This is a genomic window from Luteimicrobium sp. DT211 (genome assembly GCF_049844995.1).
Classification (GTDB): Bacteria; Actinomycetota; Actinomycetes; order Actinomycetales; family Cellulomonadaceae; genus Luteimicrobium.
The window spans coordinates 109,377-125,627 of record NZ_JBNCMC010000002.1 but is presented as its reverse complement, the minus strand read 5'-3'; the positions used below and the strand labels follow the sequence as shown (position 1 = coordinate 125,627).

The 16,251-nt window shown below is 74.2% G+C and carries 14 protein-coding genes; 3 read left to right on the top strand and 11 right to left on the bottom strand.

The window, feature by feature from the left end:
- Positions 1–283: 283 nt before the first annotated feature.
- From pafA to ACLQ14_RS04715, 8 genes are all read right to left on the bottom strand, one after another.
- On the bottom strand, positions 284–1,645 hold the full coding sequence (pafA, locus tag ACLQ14_RS04750) for a Pup--protein ligase (protein WP_425810426.1): 1,362 nt from the start codon (positions 1,643–1,645) through the stop codon (positions 284–286).
- A 36-nt stretch (positions 1,646–1,681) separates the two neighbouring features.
- Positions 1,682–2,392 carry a proteasome subunit alpha gene (gene prcA, locus ACLQ14_RS04745; RefSeq protein WP_425810424.1) on the bottom strand — a complete coding sequence of 237 codons (711 nt, stop codon included), beginning with the start codon at positions 2,390–2,392 and terminating at the stop codon, positions 1,682–1,684.
- Positions 2,389–3,336, bottom strand: coding sequence for a proteasome subunit beta (gene prcB, locus ACLQ14_RS04740; RefSeq protein WP_425810422.1), 948 nt, complete (start codon positions 3,334–3,336; stop codon positions 2,389–2,391). Before prcB ends, prcA begins: the two co-directional genes overlap by 4 nt.
- Positions 3,337–3,342: 6 nt before the next feature.
- Positions 3,343–3,540, bottom strand: a complete 198-nt coding sequence (locus ACLQ14_RS04735) for a ubiquitin-like protein Pup (protein WP_425810420.1) — start codon at positions 3,538–3,540, stop codon at positions 3,343–3,345.
- Between the two features lie 136 nt (positions 3,541–3,676).
- Entirely contained in the window at positions 3,677–5,290 is a 1,614-nt protein-coding gene (gene dop / locus ACLQ14_RS04730; protein WP_425810418.1) for a depupylase/deamidase Dop, read from the bottom strand.
- 47 nt (positions 5,291–5,337) lie between these two features.
- Positions 5,338–6,987 (bottom strand): proteasome ATPase, encoded by a 1,650-nt coding sequence (arc, locus tag ACLQ14_RS04725; protein WP_425810415.1) that lies wholly within the window; start codon positions 6,985–6,987, stop codon positions 5,338–5,340.
- Positions 6,988–7,107: 120 nt separating this feature from the next.
- Positions 7,108–8,181, bottom strand: a complete 1,074-nt coding sequence (locus tag ACLQ14_RS04720; RefSeq protein ID WP_425810413.1) for a tRNA (adenine-N1)-methyltransferase — start codon at positions 8,179–8,181, stop codon at positions 7,108–7,110.
- 23 nt (positions 8,182–8,204) lie between these two features.
- Positions 8,205–9,365 carry a site-2 protease family protein gene (locus ACLQ14_RS04715; RefSeq protein WP_425810411.1) on the bottom strand — a complete coding sequence of 387 codons (1,161 nt, stop codon included), beginning with the start codon at positions 9,363–9,365 and terminating at the stop codon, positions 8,205–8,207.
- A 181-nt stretch (positions 9,366–9,546) separates the two neighbouring features.
- On the opposite strand from ACLQ14_RS04715, the gene ACLQ14_RS04710 reads away from it, so the two are divergent.
- Positions 9,547–10,434 carry a RecB family exonuclease gene (locus ACLQ14_RS04710; RefSeq protein ID WP_425811619.1) on the top strand — a complete coding sequence of 296 codons (888 nt, stop codon included), beginning with the start codon at positions 9,547–9,549 and terminating at the stop codon, positions 10,432–10,434.
- A gap of 16 nt (positions 10,435–10,450) precedes the next feature.
- Here the strand turns inward: ACLQ14_RS04710 and ACLQ14_RS04705 are convergent, their stop codons facing one another.
- A complete protein-coding gene (locus tag ACLQ14_RS04705) occupies positions 10,451–11,215 on the bottom strand; it encodes an HAD family hydrolase (protein ID WP_425810409.1) in 765 nt (254 codons plus the stop codon).
- Between the two features lie 119 nt (positions 11,216–11,334).
- On the opposite strand from ACLQ14_RS04705, the gene ACLQ14_RS04700 reads away from it, so the two are divergent.
- On the top strand, positions 11,335–12,198 hold the full coding sequence (locus ACLQ14_RS04700) for a PAC2 family protein (protein WP_425810407.1): 864 nt from the start codon (positions 11,335–11,337) through the stop codon (positions 12,196–12,198).
- A 339-nt stretch (positions 12,199–12,537) separates the two neighbouring features.
- A complete protein-coding gene (locus tag ACLQ14_RS04695; RefSeq protein ID WP_425810405.1) occupies positions 12,538–14,067 on the top strand; it encodes a DUF222 domain-containing protein in 1,530 nt (509 codons plus the stop codon).
- Between the two features lie 337 nt (positions 14,068–14,404).
- On the opposite strand, the gene ACLQ14_RS04690 is transcribed toward ACLQ14_RS04695, so the two are convergent.
- Together ACLQ14_RS04690 and mshC are read right to left on the bottom strand one after the other, a co-directional pair.
- Positions 14,405–14,860 carry a GNAT family N-acetyltransferase gene (locus ACLQ14_RS04690; RefSeq protein ID WP_425810403.1) on the bottom strand — a complete coding sequence of 152 codons (456 nt, stop codon included), beginning with the start codon at positions 14,858–14,860 and terminating at the stop codon, positions 14,405–14,407.
- Positions 14,857–16,227: a cysteine--1-D-myo-inosityl 2-amino-2-deoxy-alpha-D-glucopyranoside ligase gene (mshC, locus tag ACLQ14_RS04685; protein WP_425810401.1), complete on the bottom strand. Its 1,371-nt coding sequence runs from the start codon at positions 16,225–16,227 to the stop codon at positions 14,857–14,859. The genes ACLQ14_RS04690 and mshC overlap by 4 nt, the downstream gene beginning before the upstream one ends.
- Between the last annotated feature and the right edge of the window lie 24 nt (positions 16,228–16,251).

Genomic DNA, 16,251 nt, shown 5'->3' with positions numbered 1-16,251 from the left:
CACCCACTCAAGTTCGGCGGGTCACGCCATACGTCACCGTCGGCGAACGAAACGTCACCGTCGGCGAACGCAACGCACCGTCGCCGAACCCGGTCCCGCGGGTCTGGGGGGGAACTCAGCGAGCTGAGGGGCGGACGCGGAGGGCGGGGCGGGGGTGTGGCGCGCGGTCGTGGACGGGCCTGGCGGGAGCCGAGCGAGGAACGAGCGAGGCGGATGGAAGACCGCGCGCCACACCCCCGCCCCGCCCGACCCAGCAGAAGGAACGCACCGTCAACGAGCGCACCTACATCGACTCGATCAGCCGCTCCACCCGGTCGTCGACGTTGCGGAAGGGGTCCTTGCACAGCACGGTGCGCTGCGCCTGATCGTTGAGCTTCAGGTGCACCCAGTCGACGGTGTAGTCGCGCCGGGCCTCCTGCGCCGCGCGGACGAAGTCGCCGCGGAGCTTGGCGCGCGTCGTCTGCGGCGGGACGGCGGTCGACTCGAAGACCTCCAGGTCCGTGACGACCCGCTCGACGAGGCCCCGCTGGGCCATGAGGTTGTACAGGCCCTCGGTCCGCGAGATGTCGTGGTACGCGAGGTCGAGGCGCGCGATGCGCGGGTCCGTCAGCGCGAGCCCGTGCTTGGCCTGGTACCGCTGGATGAGCTTGAGCTTGATCACCCAGTCGAGCTCCCGGTCCACGAGCGACAGGTCGCCCGACTCCAGCGCGCGCAGGCCCCGCTCCCACAGGTCGAGCACCTGCTTGATCATGGGCGTCGGCTCGACGTGCGCCTCGACGTGGTCCTTGACCCGCTCGAGGTACTCGCCCTGCAGGTCGATCGCCGTCATGGTCCGGCCGTTCGCGAGCTGGACCGGGACCTTGGCCGTGACGTCGTGGGAGATGTCCCGGATCGCGCGGATGGGGTTCTCGAGGCCCAGGTCACGCATCGGGACGCCCGCCTCGACGAGGCGCAGGACGAGGTCGGTCGCGCCGACCTTGAGGACCGTCGTCGGCTCCGCCATCGACGAGTCGCCGACGATCACGTGCAGCCGGCGGTAGCTCTCGGCGTCGGCGTGCGGCTCGTCGCGCGTGTTGATGATCGGGCGGGACCGGGTGGTCGCGCTCGAGACGGCCTCCCAGATGTGGTCGGCCCGCTGCGACAGCGTGAACGTGGCGCCGCGGGGCGTGGCGAGGACCTTCCCCGCGCCCGTGAGGATCTGCCGGGTGATCAGGAAGGGCACCAGGACGTCGGACAGGCGCGCGAAGTCGCCCTGTCGGCGCACGAGGTAGTTCTCGTGGCAGCCGTACGAGTTGCCCGCGGAGTCGGTGTTGTTCTTGAACAAGTGGATCCGGCCCGCCAGACCCTCGTGCTCGAGCCGCTGCTGCGCGTCGGCGACGAGCCCCTCGAGGATCCGCTCGCCGCCGCGGTCGTAGGCGACGAGCTGGCGCACGTCGTCGCACTCCGCGGTCGCGTACTCCGGGTGCGAGCCGACGTCGAGGTACAGCCGCGAGCCGTTGCGGAGGAACACGTTCGACGAGCGCCCCCACGCCACCACCTTCCGGAACAGGTAGCGCGCGATCTCGTCCGCGGACAGCCCCCGCCCGTCCTCGGCGGCGCACGTCACGCCGTACTCGGTCTCGAGCCCGAAGATGCGTCGGTCCATCGGTGGTCTCCTGTCCTTGCCGGGCCTTGCCGCGAGCTAGCGCCGCGCGAGGAGCTGATCGAGGGCCGGGGTCGCCAGCCGCCGGAACGCGCGCCGCCGCGCCGTGCGCTCGAGCACGGCCGCCTCGAGCTGGGCGGCGGGAACCTCCTGCGGCTCCGCGCCCTCCGCGCCGCCCTCGCCGCTCGTGCCGAGCGCCCGCGTCGCCAGGGCGAGGACCTCGGGGAGGGTCATGCCCTCGTGCCACTCCTCGCGCAGCCGGGCGCCGAGCTCCTCGGCCTGGCCGCCCATCGCGACGACGCCGTGCTCGTCCGCGACCGACCCGTCGTACGAGAGGCGGTAGATCTGGTCGCCCGCCGGCTCGTCCGCGACCTCCGCGACCACGAGCTCGACCTCGAGGGGCTTCGACTCGGTGGTGAAGACCGTCCCCAGGGTCTGCGCGTAGGCGTTGGCGAGGCCGCGGGCCGTGACGTCGGAACGGTCGTAGGAGTATCCGCGCAGGTCCGCGTAGCGCACGCCCGCGACGCGGAGGTTCTCGAACTCGTTGTACTTGCCGACCGCGGCGAACGCGATCCGGTCGTAGATCTCCGAGATCTTGTGCAGGGCGCGGGAGGGATTCTGGGTCGCGAACGCGATCCCGTCGTCGTACTGCAGGACGACGACCGAGCGGCCGCGCGCGATGCCCTTGCGCGCGTAGTCCGCCCGGTCCTTCATCAGCTGCTCGGGCGAGACGTAGAACGGCATGCTCACGGGGTGTCTCCCTCGCTGTCGGTACCGTCGGCGCCCTCGTCGTGCGGCACCGGCCGCGGCTCGTCGGACGCGTTGGTCGCGGTCGTCCGGCGGCCCCGGTCGTCGCGCGTGCGGCGGCCGCTCGTGCGCGCGTCGTTCGCGGCGGTGCGCTCGGCGACGATCTCGCCCGCCAGCGCCGCGAGCTGGTCGTCGCCGACGCGCTGGTACCCGTCCGCGTCCACCGTCGCGACGACCGGCCAGATCCGGCGGACCGGGTCCGGTCCGCCCGTCGCGGAGTCGTCGTCGGCGGCGTCGTAGAGCGCCTCGACCGCGACGTGCACGGCGCCCGCGGCGTCGAGCCCGGGGCGCCACAGCTTCTTCAGCGCGCCCCGCGCGAACACGGAGCCCGACCCGACGCTGTGGTGCTCGTGCTCCTCGTAGCGCCCGCCCGTGACGTCGTAGGAGAAGATGCGTCCCGCGTCCCGGTCGAGGTCGTAGCCCGCGAACAGCGGCACGACCGCGAGACCCTGCATGGCGAGCCCCAGGTTCGACCGGATCATCGTCGAGAGGCGGTTCGCCTTGCCGTCGAGGGAGAGCAGCGAGCCCTCGATCTTCTCGTAGTGCTCGAGCTCCAGCTGGTACAGGCGCACCAGCTCGAGCGCGAGCCCCGCGCTGCCGGCGATGCCGACCGCCGAGTACTCGTCGGCGGGGAAGACCTTCTCGATCTCGCGGCTCGCGATCATCGCTCCGGCCGTCGCCCGCCGGTCGCCCGCCATGACGACGCCGCCGTCGTACGTGACCGCGACGATCGTCGTGCCGTGCGGCGCGGTGGGCGCGTCACCGGCCGGCAGCACGCGGCCCGCCGGGAGCAGCGCGGGGTCGTGGGCCGCGAGGAACTCGACGAACGACGCCGAACCGGGTGTCGTGAACGCGCGAGGGAGCCTCGCGTCTGCCTCGGGTGTCATCGGGTCCTACTGCCCGCCCTTCTGGACGAACCCGCGGACGAACTGCTCGGCGTTCGCCTCGAGCACGTCGTCGATGTCGTCCAGGAGCGCGTCGACCTCGGCGTCCTGCCCCTGCGGCGCCGCCGGCGGCGGGGTGGGGGTGGCGTCGTCGTCGGGGACGTCGTCCTCGCGGCGGACGTGCTGCTGCTGCTCGCGACCTGCCATCGTCGTCTCCTTCGTTGCTGGTCCTGCTGTCGTGCCGGTCCGGCGCCCGTGCGGGCGCCGCGCCGTCCCGATGATCCGTTCCGTCCTCCAGCCTAGGCCGTGACGGCCCACCCGGCTGGCCCGTCCACGCGCGCCGTCACGGCCCCGAAAGGCCCGCGAGCAGCGCAGACGCGTCCGCGCTGCGGTCGAGCAGGTCGCCGAGGTGCCGACGGGTCCCCCGCTCGGGGTCCGGCATGGGCACGCGCTGCAGCGACGGCGCACCCGGGACGTCGAAGATGATCGAGTCCCAGCTCGCCGCCGACACGTGCTCCCCGTACCGGGCCATCACCTCGCCGCGGAAGTACGCGCGCGTGTCGTCCGGCGGGTGGTGGACGGCGCGCGCCACCTCCTGCTCGGTGACCACGCGCTCGACGGCGTCCTTGGCGAGCAGCCGGTGGTAGATGCCGCGCTCGGGCCGCACGTCCGACCACTGCAGATCGGTCGCGGCGAGGCGCGGGTGCTCCCAGTCGAGTCCGTCGCGGCGGCGCAGCCCGTCGAGGATGCGGAGCTTGGCGACCCACTCGACCTGCCCGGAGACGCTCGCCCGGTCGTGCTCCAGCCCGTGCAGCACCCGGTCCCAGCGCTCGACGACGGCGCGCGTCTCGTCGTCGGGGCCGCCGTCCGCCGCGAGGACGTCGAGCGCCTCGCGCACCGCGTCGAGGTAGGTGCGCTGGATCTCGAGCGCCGTGAGCTCCCGCCCGTCGGCCAGGCGGAGCCGGGTGGTGAGGGTGGTGTCGTGGCTCACGGCCTGGACGTCGGCCACCGGGTCGGCGAGGCGGAGCGCGGCGAGCCGCGCGTGCTGGGCGGCGAGCTCGTCGCGTCGCTCGATGAGCCCGAGCACGAGGGACGTCGTGCCCAGCTTGAGGTAGGTGGCGACCTCGAGGAGGTTGGCGTCGCCGATGATGAGGTGGAGCCGGCGCCACCGCTGCCGGTCGGCGTGCGGCTCGTCGCGCGTGTTGACGATGGGCCGGCGCAGCGTCGTCTCGAGGCCGATCTCCGCCTCGACGTAGTCGGCCCGCTGGGACAGCTGGAACCCCGCGTCCGCGCCCGTCTGGCCGAGGCCCACACGGCCGGCGCCCGCGAAGACCTGGCGCGTCACCAGGAACGGGATGAGGAGCTGCGCGAGCTCGGCGAACGGCACGTCCCGGCGGACGAGGAAGTTCTCGTGGCAGCCGTAGCTCGCGCCCTTGCCGTCCACGTTGTTCTTGTAGAGCGCGACCGGGCCGCCCGGGAAGGGCGCCAGCTCGCGCGCCGCAGCGAGCATGACCCGCTCCCCCGCGACGTCGAACCGCACCGCCTCCCGCGGGCCCGTGACCTCCGGCGAGGAGTACTCGGGGTGCGCGTGGTCGACGTACAGCCGCGCGCCGTTGGTGAGGATGACGTTCGCGGCGCTCGGGTCGTCGTACTCCTCGGCCTCGGGTCGCTCGAGCGCCTCGGTGGACCCGTCGCCGCCGTTCGACGACACCGGCCCCGGCGCGACCGGCCGGTCGGGGTCGTCCGTGAGCAGCGACGGGTGCGCGGACGCGCGGCGCAGGTGGAAGCCGCGCGCGTCGTGCAGCGGGTCCTCGTCGTCGTAGTCCCAGCGCGCGCCTCGCCCCCCGCCCAGCGTTGCGAGCGCGCGGTACGTGGTCACCACCTGCGACGAGAGCAGCATCGGGTTGGCGTACGGGCGCCCGGGCTGGAGCACGCCGTACTCCGTCTCGATGCCCATGACGCGCCTGACGGAGTACGACTCGGGCCCGCTCGGCTCCGCTGGGGTCACAGGTACTGCCCGGTGTTGGTCACGGTGTCGATGGTGCGCGCCGCGGCGGCCGCCTTGCCCTTCTTCTCGACGATCGTGCGGATGAAGACGATCCGCTCGCCCTTCTTGCCGCTGATCCGGGCCCAGTCGTCCGGGTTCGTGGTGTTGGGCAGGTCCTCGTTCTCCTTGAACTCGTCGACGCACGCGCTGAGCAGGTGGTCCACGCGCAGGCCGCGCTGGCCCGTCGTCAGGAAGTCCTTGATCGCGGTCTTCTTGGCGCGGTCGACGATGTTCTGGATCATCGCGCCCGAGTTGAAGTCCTTGAAGTAGAGGACCTCCTTGTCGCCCGACGCGTAGGTGACCTCGAGGAACTTGTTCTCGTCGTCCTCGGAGTAGATGCGCTCGACGACGGCGCGGACCATCGCGTCGATCGCCTCGGACGCGTCGCCGCGGTGCTCGGCCAGGTCGTCGGGGTGGATCGGCAGCGCGGTGGTCAGGTACTTGCCGAAGATCTCCTTGGCGCCCTCGGCGTCCGGCCGCTCGATGCGGATCTTCACGTCGAGGCGGCCCGGGCGCAGGATCGCGGGGTCGATCATGTCCTCGCGGTTGGACGCGCCGATGACGATGACGTTGTCGAGGCGCTCGACGCCGTCGATCTCCGACAGCAGCTGCGGGACGATCGTCGTCTCCACGTCGGACGACAACCCGGTCCCGCGGGTGCGGAACAGCGACTCCATCTCGTCGAAGAAGACGACCACGGGCATGCCCTCGCTGGCCTTCTCGCGCGCGCGGGCGAAGATCAGCCGGATGTGGCGCTCGGTCTCGCCCACGTACTTGTTGAGGAGCTCGGGGCCCTTGATGTTGAGGAAGTAGCTCTGCACGCTCTCCCCCGCCGTCGCGTCGCCCGACTCGGCCGCGCGGCGCTGCCCGACCATCTGGGCGAGCGAGTTGGCGACGGCCTTGGCGATGAGCGTCTTGCCGCACCCGGGCGGCCCGTAGAGCAGGACGCCCTTGGGCGGGCGCAGGCCGTGCTCGCGGTAGAGGTCGGGGTGCGCGAACGGGAGCTCGACGGCGTCCCGGATCTGGTCGATCTGCGGGCCGAGCCCGCCGATGTCCGCGTAGTGGATGTCGGGGACCTCCTCGAGCACGAGCTCCTCGACGTCCGACTTGGGGATCCGCTCGAACACAAAGCCCGAGCGCGTGTCGATCGTGACGGCGTCGCCCACCCGGACCTCGTCGGTCACCGAGCCGGCCACCCGCGCCACGCGCTCCTCGTCCGCGCGCCCGACGACGAGCACCCGCCCCTCGGGCAGGAGCTCCTTGACGGTCACGAGCTCGCCGATCCGCTCGAAGCCGCCGGCCTCGACGACCGTCATGGCCTCGTTGAGCTTGAGCTCCTGGCCGGGGCGCAGCGACGCGGTGTCGAGCGACGGGCTCGTCCCCACGTGCATCTTGCGGCCCGCGGACATGATGTCGACCGTGCCGTCGGGGCGTGCCCCGACGAAGACCGCGTACGTGCCCGGGGGCTTCGCGAGCTCGTCGATCTGGCGCTTGAGCTCGACGATCTGGTCACGCGCGGCCACGAGGGCGTCGGCGAGCCGTTCGTTCTTGGCGGCGAGCAGCGCGACCTGCTGGTCGCGCGGGTCTCGGATGGGGGCGTCGGTCATCTCGTCCTCCCCTGTCGTGGGACTTCGACCTTAGTCGGCAACACCCACACCGCGCCGGACGTTCCATGCAGCGACACGCGACCTTCACGTGGCCCGCGTCACACCGGCCGCGCGCCGACGTCAGTCCTGGTCGGGGGCCTGTCCGACGCTGCGCCGCACGCGGCGGATCTTCTTGGGCGAGACCGGCCGCTCCCCGAGCGCCTCCTCGGTCCACTCGGCGCCGTCGGGCCCGGCGCTGGTCCCGTCCGCACCGCCGTCCGGCGTCGCGACGGGGTACGCGCCCTTGGCGGGCCTGCGCCGGCGCTCCGGCGCCTGGACGCCGTCGGAGAGGCGCCGCGTCGTCAGGAGGAAGCCGGTGTGGCCCATCATCCGGTGCTGCGGCCGGACCGCCAGCCCCTCCAGGTGCCAGCCGCGCACGAACGACTCCCAGGCGGTCGGCTCGGTGTAGCGGCCGTCGTCGCGCACGTCCTCGGCCAGGCGGGAGAGCTGCGTGGTCGTCGCGACATAGCAGCAGAGCACGCCGCCCGGGGCGAGCGCCTCCGCGACGGCGGCCAGGTTCTCCCACGGCGCGAGCATGTCGAGGACCACCCGGTCGACCGTGCCGGGCTCGGCGACGGTCGGGAGGACGTCCGCGAGGTCGCCGACGCTGAGCTCCCACGCCGGGTGCAGGCCGCCGAAGAACGCCTCGACGTTGCCGCGCGCGATGGCCGCGAAGTCCTCGCGACGCTCGATCGAGTGCAGCGAACCGCCGTCGCCGACGGAGCGCAGGAGCGACAGCGTGAGCGCACCAGAGCCGACGCCCGCCTCGACGACGCGCGCGCCCGGGAAGATGTCGGCCATCGTGACGATCTGGCCCGCGTCCTTGGGGTACACCACCGCGGCGCCGCGCGGCATCGACAGGACGTAGTCGGCCAGCAGCGGCCGCAGCGCGACGTACTCCGTGCCGCCCGTGCTCGCGACGACCTGCCCCTCGGGCGCGCCGATCAGGGCGTCGTGCGCGAAGTAGCCGCGGTGCGTGTGGAACGTGGCGCCCGGCTCCAGGGTGATGGTGTGCAGCCGGCCCTTGGGGTCGGTCAGCTGGACCTTGTCGCCCGCGCGGAACGGGCCGCGCCGCAGGTCCGCGCCGGTGGGCGTGGGAGCGTCGGGGCCGGAGGGAGCGCCCGGGGGCGTGGGGGCCGTGTCGTCGGTGGTCACGACCGACCAGTCTAGGTGGCGGGTCAGGCCTGCTTGCTGTTGGCGAGCCGGACGGCCTCGACCACGGTCTGGACCGGCAGCAGGCCGACGACGGACCCCTGGTGGGTGACCGCCAGCACGGGGGCGCGCGGCGCGGCCTCGGCGACCGTGCCGACGAGGTCGCCCCCGGCGGTGTCGACGTCGACGACGGCGTCACGGTCGAGCGTCTGGGCCACCGCGCTGACGGGCGTCGCGGCCGCGGCGGCGTCCGGGACGGAGGCGAGCGCCTGGGGGTCGATCGCGCCCACCGCGGTCCCCGCCCGGTCCACGACGACGAGCGCGTGGTGGGGCAGGCTGACGGCCCGTGCGTCGGCGACGGTACCCGTGTCGTAGACGAGCCGGACGGGCAGCATGAGGTCGGCCGCCCGCAGGTGGGCGACGGCCGCGCGTGCCTTGCCCGACGCCACCGCCGACGACGCGCCCTGCCACAGGAAACCACCGATCAGGACCCCCCAGATCACGGTGGTGAGCGACGGCTGCTCTCCCCGGCCGAGCGGGACGGCGACGACCCACGCGATGACCGCGAGCGCCACGACGCGCCCGACCCAGCCGGCGGCGACGGTGCCCTTCTCGCGGCTGCCGGTGCCGCCCCAGACGGCGGACTCGAGCATCTGGCCGCCGTCGAGGGGCAGGCCGGGCAGCAGGTTGAAGATCCCGACGAACGCGTTGGAGAACGCGCCGGCGTAGAGCAGGAGGCCGGCGATGGAGGCGTCGTGGCGGACGGGCTGGAAGGCTGCCCAGAAGGCGCCGGCGAGGACGAGGTTGGTGACGGGTCCGACGACGGCGACGAGGAACGCGTCGAGGGGGCCGCCGCCGCCGCCGTAGGCGGTGTGGCCGCCCCAGAGGGTGAGGGCGAGCTCGTGCACCTCGTGGCCCCGGGCGCGCGCGACGAGGGCGTGCGCGGCCTCGTGGAGGAACACGGAGAGGAAGAGGAGCAGCACGAACGCGAGCGCGATGACGTAGGTGCCGATGCCGAGGTCGGGCGCGACGACGCGCACGGTGGGGGCGAAGAGCACGGTGAGGACGGCGGCGGCGATGAACCACGAGGGCGTGACGACGACGGGCGCACCGGCGAGTCGACCGATGACCCAGCCGGAGGAGGTGCGGCGCGGGCGGCGCCCGCGGGGGGCGGGGGTCTGACTCACCTGGTCAGCGTAGTGGGCGGTGCTGGGCGCCTGCTGGGCAGCGGCGGTGCCTGGGGAAGGCGTCTGGTGACGGCAGGGCTGTGGAGGGCCGGCGGAGTGGTGGGCGGGCGGCGCTAGGGTCGCGGGCGTGGCTGGGATCGACACTGTGACTGACAGGACGACGGACGGGACCGGGACGACGATGGCGACCCCGGACGTGACCTCGGGCGCGCCGGGGGCGGAGGGCGGGCCGGGTGCGGCCGAGGTGCGGGTGCCCGGCTTGTCGCCGTCGCGGGCGAACGACTTCATGCAGTGCCCGCTGCTGTTCCGGTTCCGGGTGGTGGACCGGCTGCCGGAGCCGCCGAGCGAGGCGGCGGCGCGGGGCACGCTGGTGCACGCGGTGCTGGAGCGGCTGTTCGACGCGCCTGCGGGGGCGCGGACGGTGGAGCACGCGCGGTCGCTGCTGGGGCCGGAGTGGTCGGCGCTGCAGGAGGCGCGGCCGGAGTACGCGGACCTGGTGGAGGACGCGGCGGCGCTGGAGCCGTGGCTCGGGAGGGCCGGCGACCTGCTGGGCACCTACTTCCGGCTGGAGGACCCGAACCGGTTGGAGCCGCGCTCGCGCGAGCTCGCGGTGCGGCACCAGCTGGAGGGCGGGCCGCAGCTGCGCGGGATCGTGGACCGGTTGGACGTGGCGCCGTCGGGCGAGGTGCGGGTGGTCGACTACAAGACGGGGCGGTCGCCACGGCCGGGGTACGGAGGCTCGGCGGAGTTCCAGATGCGGTTCTACGCCCTGGTGCTGTGGCGCGAGACGGGCACGGTGCCGCGGATGCTGCAGCTCGTGTATCTGGGCGACGGGCAGGTGCTGCGCTCGGAGCCGAGCGAGGTGGCGCTCGAGAACACCGAGCGGCGCGTGCGGACGCTGTGGTCGGGCATCGAGTCGATGGCGCGGGCCGGGCACTTCCCGCCGCGGAGATCGGCGCTGTGCGGGTGGTGCGCGCACCAGGCGGTGTGCCCGGAGTTCGACGGCACTCCCCCGGCGTACCCCGTCGAGGCGTCGCTGCGGACGCTCGGCGTGGCGCCGGAGGTGTGAGCGCAGCCCGTCCGGGTCAGCGCGGCGCGGCGTCGAGAAGGTCGAACGTCTCGCCCGAGGCGACCCGGCGCACGCGGTCGACGTCGAGCTGCTCGAGGGACGCGATGCGGGTGAGGCCGGGCGCTGGCTCGACGGGGACGACGACCTGGACGCCGACGGTGCGCGCCCCCGACGCGAGCGCCGACGCGATGCCGGGCCGGGAGTCCTCGACGGCGACGCACGCGGCGGGGTCGACACCGAGCTGCTCGGCGGCGCGCAGGTAGGGCTCGGGGTGCGGCTTGCCGTGGGTGACCTCGTCTCCGCAGACGACCACCTGGAACGTGCCCTCCGGGACGGCGTCGACGACGGCCTCGGCGAGCACGCGGTAGGACATCGTGACCAGGGCGCACGGGATCCGGGCCTCACGCAGGGCGTCGAGGAGCTCGCGGGCGCCGGGCTGCCACGGGACGGCGTCGCGCAGGTGCTCGACCATCCGGCCGACGAGCCGCTCGACGATCTCCTCGGGAGGGAGCGGGACGCCGTGGGCGGCGATGAGCCCGGCGGACTCGAGCAGGGGGCGCCCCACGAGACCGAGCCCGTCCTGGTACGTCCACGTCAGTCCGTGCTCGGCCACGAGCTCGGTCTCCGCCGTCATCCAGTAGGGCTCGGTGTTGACGAGCGTCCCGTCCAGGTCCCAGAGCACCGCGGCGGGCGTCTGCCCGCCTGCGGGGGCCGCGGCGCCGTCGTCGACGGTGGCGGGGGTGGTCGCGGTCAGGGGGCTCGGGAGGGACTGTTCGCTCACCGCCTCATCGTAGGGGGGGCGGGCGGCGGGGCCTCGGGGCTGTGGACGCCGGGGCTCGTTCGCGGGCGGCGGACGCCGGGGGCCCTCCCGGGACCCGCGCACCCCCGTAGGCTGGACCGATGAGCGATCCCCAGCCTGCGCCCTCCGCCCCTCGCCCCGGGCGCGCCGTGCTGCTCGCCGCGTTCGAGGGCTGGAACGACGCCGGCGGGGCCGCGACCGCGGCGATCGAGCACCTGCAGGAGGTGTGGGGCGCGGTGGAGGTCGCCCGGCTGGACCCCGAGGAGTACCACGACTTCCAGGTCAACCGGCCGCAGGTCACCCTCGGGGAGGACGGGCGGCGGACCATCGAGTGGCCGACGACGACCGTGTGGACCGCGACCCTGCCGACGAGCGGGCGGACGGTCCTCCTGGTGCGCGGGATCGAGCCGTCGATGCGGTGGCGGTCGTACTGCCGCGAGCTCCTGCGCCACGCAGACGAGCACGACGTTGAGACGGTCGTGACCCTCGGGGCGCTCCTCGCGGACGTCCCGCACACGCGCCCCATCCCGCTCACGGCCACCAGCGAGTCGGTGGGGCTGCAGGCCGTGCTCGACGTCGAGCCCACCGCGTACGAGGGGCCGACCGGCATCGTGGGCGTGCTGCAGCACGCCGCGGCCGAGCACGGCTGCGCGTCGGTGTCCTTGTGGGCCGCGGTGCCGCACTACGTCGGGCAGCCGCCGTCCCCGAAGGCGACGCTCGCGATCCTGTCGCGGGTCGAGGACCTGCTGTCGGAGCCGGTGCCGCTCGGCGACCTCCCCGAGGACGCGGTCGCGTGGCAGACCGGCGTCGACGAGCTCGCCGCCGAGGACCCCGAGATCGCCGAGTACGTGCGCCAGCTCGAGGAGGCCAAGGACACCGCGGAGCTGCCCGAGGCGTCCGGCGAGGCGATCGCGCGCGAGTTCGAGCGGTACCTGCGCCGGCGCGACGACGGCCGCAACGGCTGAGGTAGGCCGTCAAAGAGCTGGGGCCAGCGTCCCCCGCCGCCTAGCGTGCACGATGTGACCCTCACCCTGCGCGAGCTCCGCCCGGCGAACGTCTGGACCGGTGGCGACGACGGCCACGTGTCGGCGCGTGCACTCTACGAGTCGGCAGGGTTTCACCCCGCTGCCGGTCGTGCACTACCACCGCGCCCTCTGACACCGCGCCGCCCGCGTTCATTCTCGGCCCGAGGTCTCCTCATGCTGCTGGGTAGCCCGATCGTGCTTGCGGGTGGCCTCTGACCTCCCACCCGGTTCGAACACATGTTCGAGCGAGTGTCAGTGGCTCGATGTTGACTTGGTGGCATGACGACGACGGCGGCGACCGAGCACGCGGACCTCGCGGTGCCCGTTGCCGCGAGCGCCGAGCGGGAGACGGAGCTGAGGGAGGTCGCGCGCCTCGGCGAGGCGATCGACACGATTCTCGAGGTGGAGGCCGCGATCCGGCGGCTGACGGCGTACCGGACGGTGCTGATCGACTCCGCCCGTCGCCAGGTTCCCGCCGCCGAGGCCGCCCTCCTCTACCCCGCCTCGGCCGCGGCGAAGGGTCCCGAGCTCTCGGCGCGGGAGGACCTCGCCGAGCGCGCGTTCGTGGCGGACCCCGCCACCGCCCTCCTGCTCCCGGAGACGACGGCGCGGGCCATGGTCGAGGACGCTCGCACCCTCGTCCACGACCTGCCCACGACGCTGGCGGCGCTCGGGAAGGGGTCCGTCTCCTACCGCCACGCCCAGGTGATGGTCGAGCACACGGCGGGCCTCGACCCCGAGGCCGCCCACGCCGTCGAGGCTGCCGGCCTGGCCCGCGCGAGCTCGACGACGCCGACCGGCCTCGCCCGCCGTCTGCGCCGCGCCCGCGAGCGCGTCCAGCCCGAGTCCGTGCAGGTGAGGCACCGACGCGCCGCCACGGAGCGGCGTGTGCGGCTCGACCGCGCCGCGGACGGCATGAGCTGGCTCACCGCGTTCCTCCCCGCCGTCACGGCCGAGGCGATCATGGACCGCATCGACCACGCCACCTCGACCCTCGCGACACCCGACGAGCAGCGCACGCACGACCAGCTGCGCGCCGACGTGCTCGCCGGGCTCCTCCTCGACGGCCCGGAGGCACCGGTCGCGCGCGCCCTCGATGTCGTCGCCGCGAACCCCGTCGCCGCTGAAAGGATCGGACGGAACGCAGATCCCGCTGCTGCCGCATGCGTCGAGGCTGCGTCGGTCGAGGACACCGACACGCCGGCCGACGACGCCGCACGGCTCGCGGCGCTGGCACGGTCGCTCACGCCGCGGGTCGCGGTCACGGTGCCCGTGCTGACGCTCCTCGGCCGGGGCGACGAGCCGGGCGAGCTCGCGGGCTACGGGCCGATCGACCCCGACACAGCCCGCACCCTCGCGGCGTCCGCGCCGTCGTTCACGCGGATCCTCGTTCACCCGCACACCGGGGCCGTGCTCGACGTGGGGCGCGAGTCCTACGCGGTCCCCGCCGACCTGCGCCGCCACCTCGCGGTCCGCGACGGAACCTGCCGGTTCCCCGGGTGCGGGCGGCGCGCCACGGCCTGCGACGTCGACCACCTCGTCGCGTACACCGACAGCGGCACCACCAGCGCCGACAACCTCGTGCACCTGTGCCGGCACCATCACCGCCTCAAGCACGAGACCGCCTGGTGGCCCACCCTGAGTGCCGACCCCGGCGCCCCGCCCGGGACCGTGACCTGGATCTCGCCCACCGGGCGGACGCACGCCACGGCGCCGGCGACCACGAACCCGCCCGTCCGAGCCAACGGCACCGGCGATGGCGCGCGAGCGCCCGGCGCCGATCCCGACGAAGGCCCGCCACCGTTCTGAGTGCAGTCGCGCCAGCCATCACCGTTCGTCTCGCCGCATGGCACCACGAGCCGGCCTACCTCGACGCACTGCTGAGGCTGACGCCGTCGGGCGCCGTCATCGACAACGTCGTCCGCGACGCAGCGCGACAGCGATGACCCACGCGCCCAGGGCGTGCAGGCCGTCGTCCGCGACGCTGCGGTGACCTGCCGTGACGCAGCGCGACGCAACCGTCGCCGTACCGACTGTCGGCATCAAGAGCCGGGACGGCATCCTGATCACCCGACGCCGTTGACAGCGGCCAGCCTGCTCGGACGCCGGGCCCGACCCGACCCCGCGCTCCCGCGAGCTCGACCGCTCAGACGACCGGCGTGGCCTGGGCGCCGCGTGCGGGACGCACCATCGCCGACGGCCCGGGATCCTCGAAGCCGTGCGACGCGTACAGCCTGTGGGCGTCGCGCGTGAACAGCACCCAGCGGAAGTCGGTGCCGGGGCCGCCGTCGATCATGGTCTCCACGAGGCGGTGCCCCAGCCGGTGGCCGCGGTGGGCCGGGTCGACGTAGACGTCGGCGAGGTAGGCGAACCCGGCGCCGTCGGACACCGCGCGGGCGAAGCCGACCTGGCGACCGTCCGGGCCGTAGGCGCCGACGACCCGCCACGCGCCGGCGAGCTGGGCCTCGACGTCGGCGCGGGTGCGCCACCGGCCCCAGTACGCGTCGGTGGACAGGAAGTCCCAGACGGCGTCGACGTCGACGCGCGCGGGGTCGTCGCTCAGCTCGTAGCGGTCGCCCGGCTCGGAGGCATCTCCCGTCACAGGCGCACGCCGAGCAGCGCGTCCACGGCGCGGCCGACGACGCCGGGCGCGCCCTCGTGCCACCCGTCCTCGTCGCTCGCGCCGGCCGCGAGCGCCCGGTCGGCCCAGGCGTCGACGGCGCCGAGCGCGCGCGGTGCGTCGAGGTCGTCGGCGAGCGCGGCGCGGACGGCGGCGAGCGCCGCGTCGGCGGACGGGCCCCCGTTGCCGGAGAGCGCGGACCGCCAGCGGTCCAGACGCCGCCCGGCCTCGACCAGGTCAGCGTCGGTCCACTCCCACGGGGTGCGGTAGTGGTGGGCGAGGATCGCGAGGCGGATGGCCATGGGGTCGACCCCGGCGCGCCGGAGCGCGGAGACGAAGACGAGGTTCCCGCGGGACTTGCTCATCTTCTCGCCCTCGTACGCGAGCAGGGCGGCGTGCAGGTTGACGCGCGCCGCGCGCCGGCCGGCGGGCACGGCGTCCGTCCCGGGCGCCTCGGCGGCGTCGGCGCCGGTCGCGTCGAAGAGGTCGTCCGGCAGGACGCGCAGGTGCGAGCTGGACATCTCGTGGTGCGGGAACAGCAGGTCGATCCCACCGCCCTGGACGTCGAAGCCGGGCCCGAGCCCGTGGGCGCCGATGAGCGCGCACTCGATGTGCCAGCCGGGTCGGCCGGCCCCGAGGTCTCCGCCGTCCCACGCGGGCTCGCCGGGACGCTCGCGCCGCCACAGGAGCGGGTCGAGGGCGTCGCGCTTGCCGGGCCGGTCTGGGTCCCCGCCGCGCTCCGCGAACAGGGCGAGCATCTCGTCCCGGTCGAGTCGCGACACGGCCCCGAACGCGGCGTCCGCGGACAGGTCCGCGTAGACGTCGCCGAGGTCGGGCCGGTCTCCCCCGGCCCCGTCCTCGAGCGGCACCCGGTAGGCGGCGCCCGAGGCGACGAGCTCGCGGACGGCGCGGGCGACGTCGGGCACGGACTCGACGGCGCCGACGTACACGTCGGGCGGGATGACGCCGAGGGCTGCCATGTCCTCGGCGAACAGCGCGGTCTGGGAGGCCGCGAGCTGGCGCCAGTCGACGCCGGTGGCGTCCGCGCGCTCGAGCAGCGGGTCGTCGACGTCGGTCACGTTGGACGCGTACGTGACGCGCTTGCCGGCGTCGCGCCAGGCGCGCTGCAGGAGGTCGAACGCCACGTACGTCGCGGCGTGCCCCAGGTGGGTCGCGTCGTAGGGAGTGATCCCGCACACGTACATCCGCGCGTGCGCCCCGGGGGCGGCGACGACGAGCTCACCGGTGCTGGAGTCGTGGACCCGGATCTCGAGGGATTCGGCAGAGCCGGCCTCGGTGGTGGGAGCCGGCGGGAGGGCGGGGATCTGCGGCGCGGGCCAGGAGTGCACGCGCTCAGTCTAGGTGGGACCGGA

What these genes read in the sequence shown, in the direction of transcription:
- ACLQ14_RS04695 (WP_425810405.1), top strand. Translation starts at nt 12,538, where the DNA reads ATGACGACGACGGCGGCGACCGAGCACGCGGACCTCGCGGTGCCCGTT.
- prcB (WP_425810422.1), bottom strand. Translation starts at nt 3,336, where the DNA reads ATGACACCCGAGGCAGACGCGAGGCTCCCTCGCGCGTTCACGACACCC.
- ACLQ14_RS04700 (WP_425810407.1), top strand. Translation starts at nt 11,335, where the DNA reads ATGAGCGATCCCCAGCCTGCGCCCTCCGCCCCTCGCCCCGGGCGCGCC.
- dop (WP_425810418.1), bottom strand. Translation starts at nt 5,290, where the DNA reads ATGGGCATCGAGACGGAGTACGGCGTGCTCCAGCCCGGGCGCCCGTAC.
- ACLQ14_RS04735 (WP_425810420.1), bottom strand. Translation starts at nt 3,540, where the DNA reads ATGGCAGGTCGCGAGCAGCAGCAGCACGTCCGCCGCGAGGACGACGTC.
- arc (WP_425810415.1), bottom strand. Translation starts at nt 6,987, where the DNA reads ATGACCGACGCCCCCATCCGAGACCCGCGCGACCAGCAGGTCGCGCTG.
- pafA (WP_425810426.1), bottom strand. Translation starts at nt 1,645, where the DNA reads ATGGACCGACGCATCTTCGGGCTCGAGACCGAGTACGGCGTGACGTGC.
- ACLQ14_RS04710 (WP_425811619.1), top strand. Translation starts at nt 9,547, where the DNA reads ATGGCGACCCCGGACGTGACCTCGGGCGCGCCGGGGGCGGAGGGCGGG.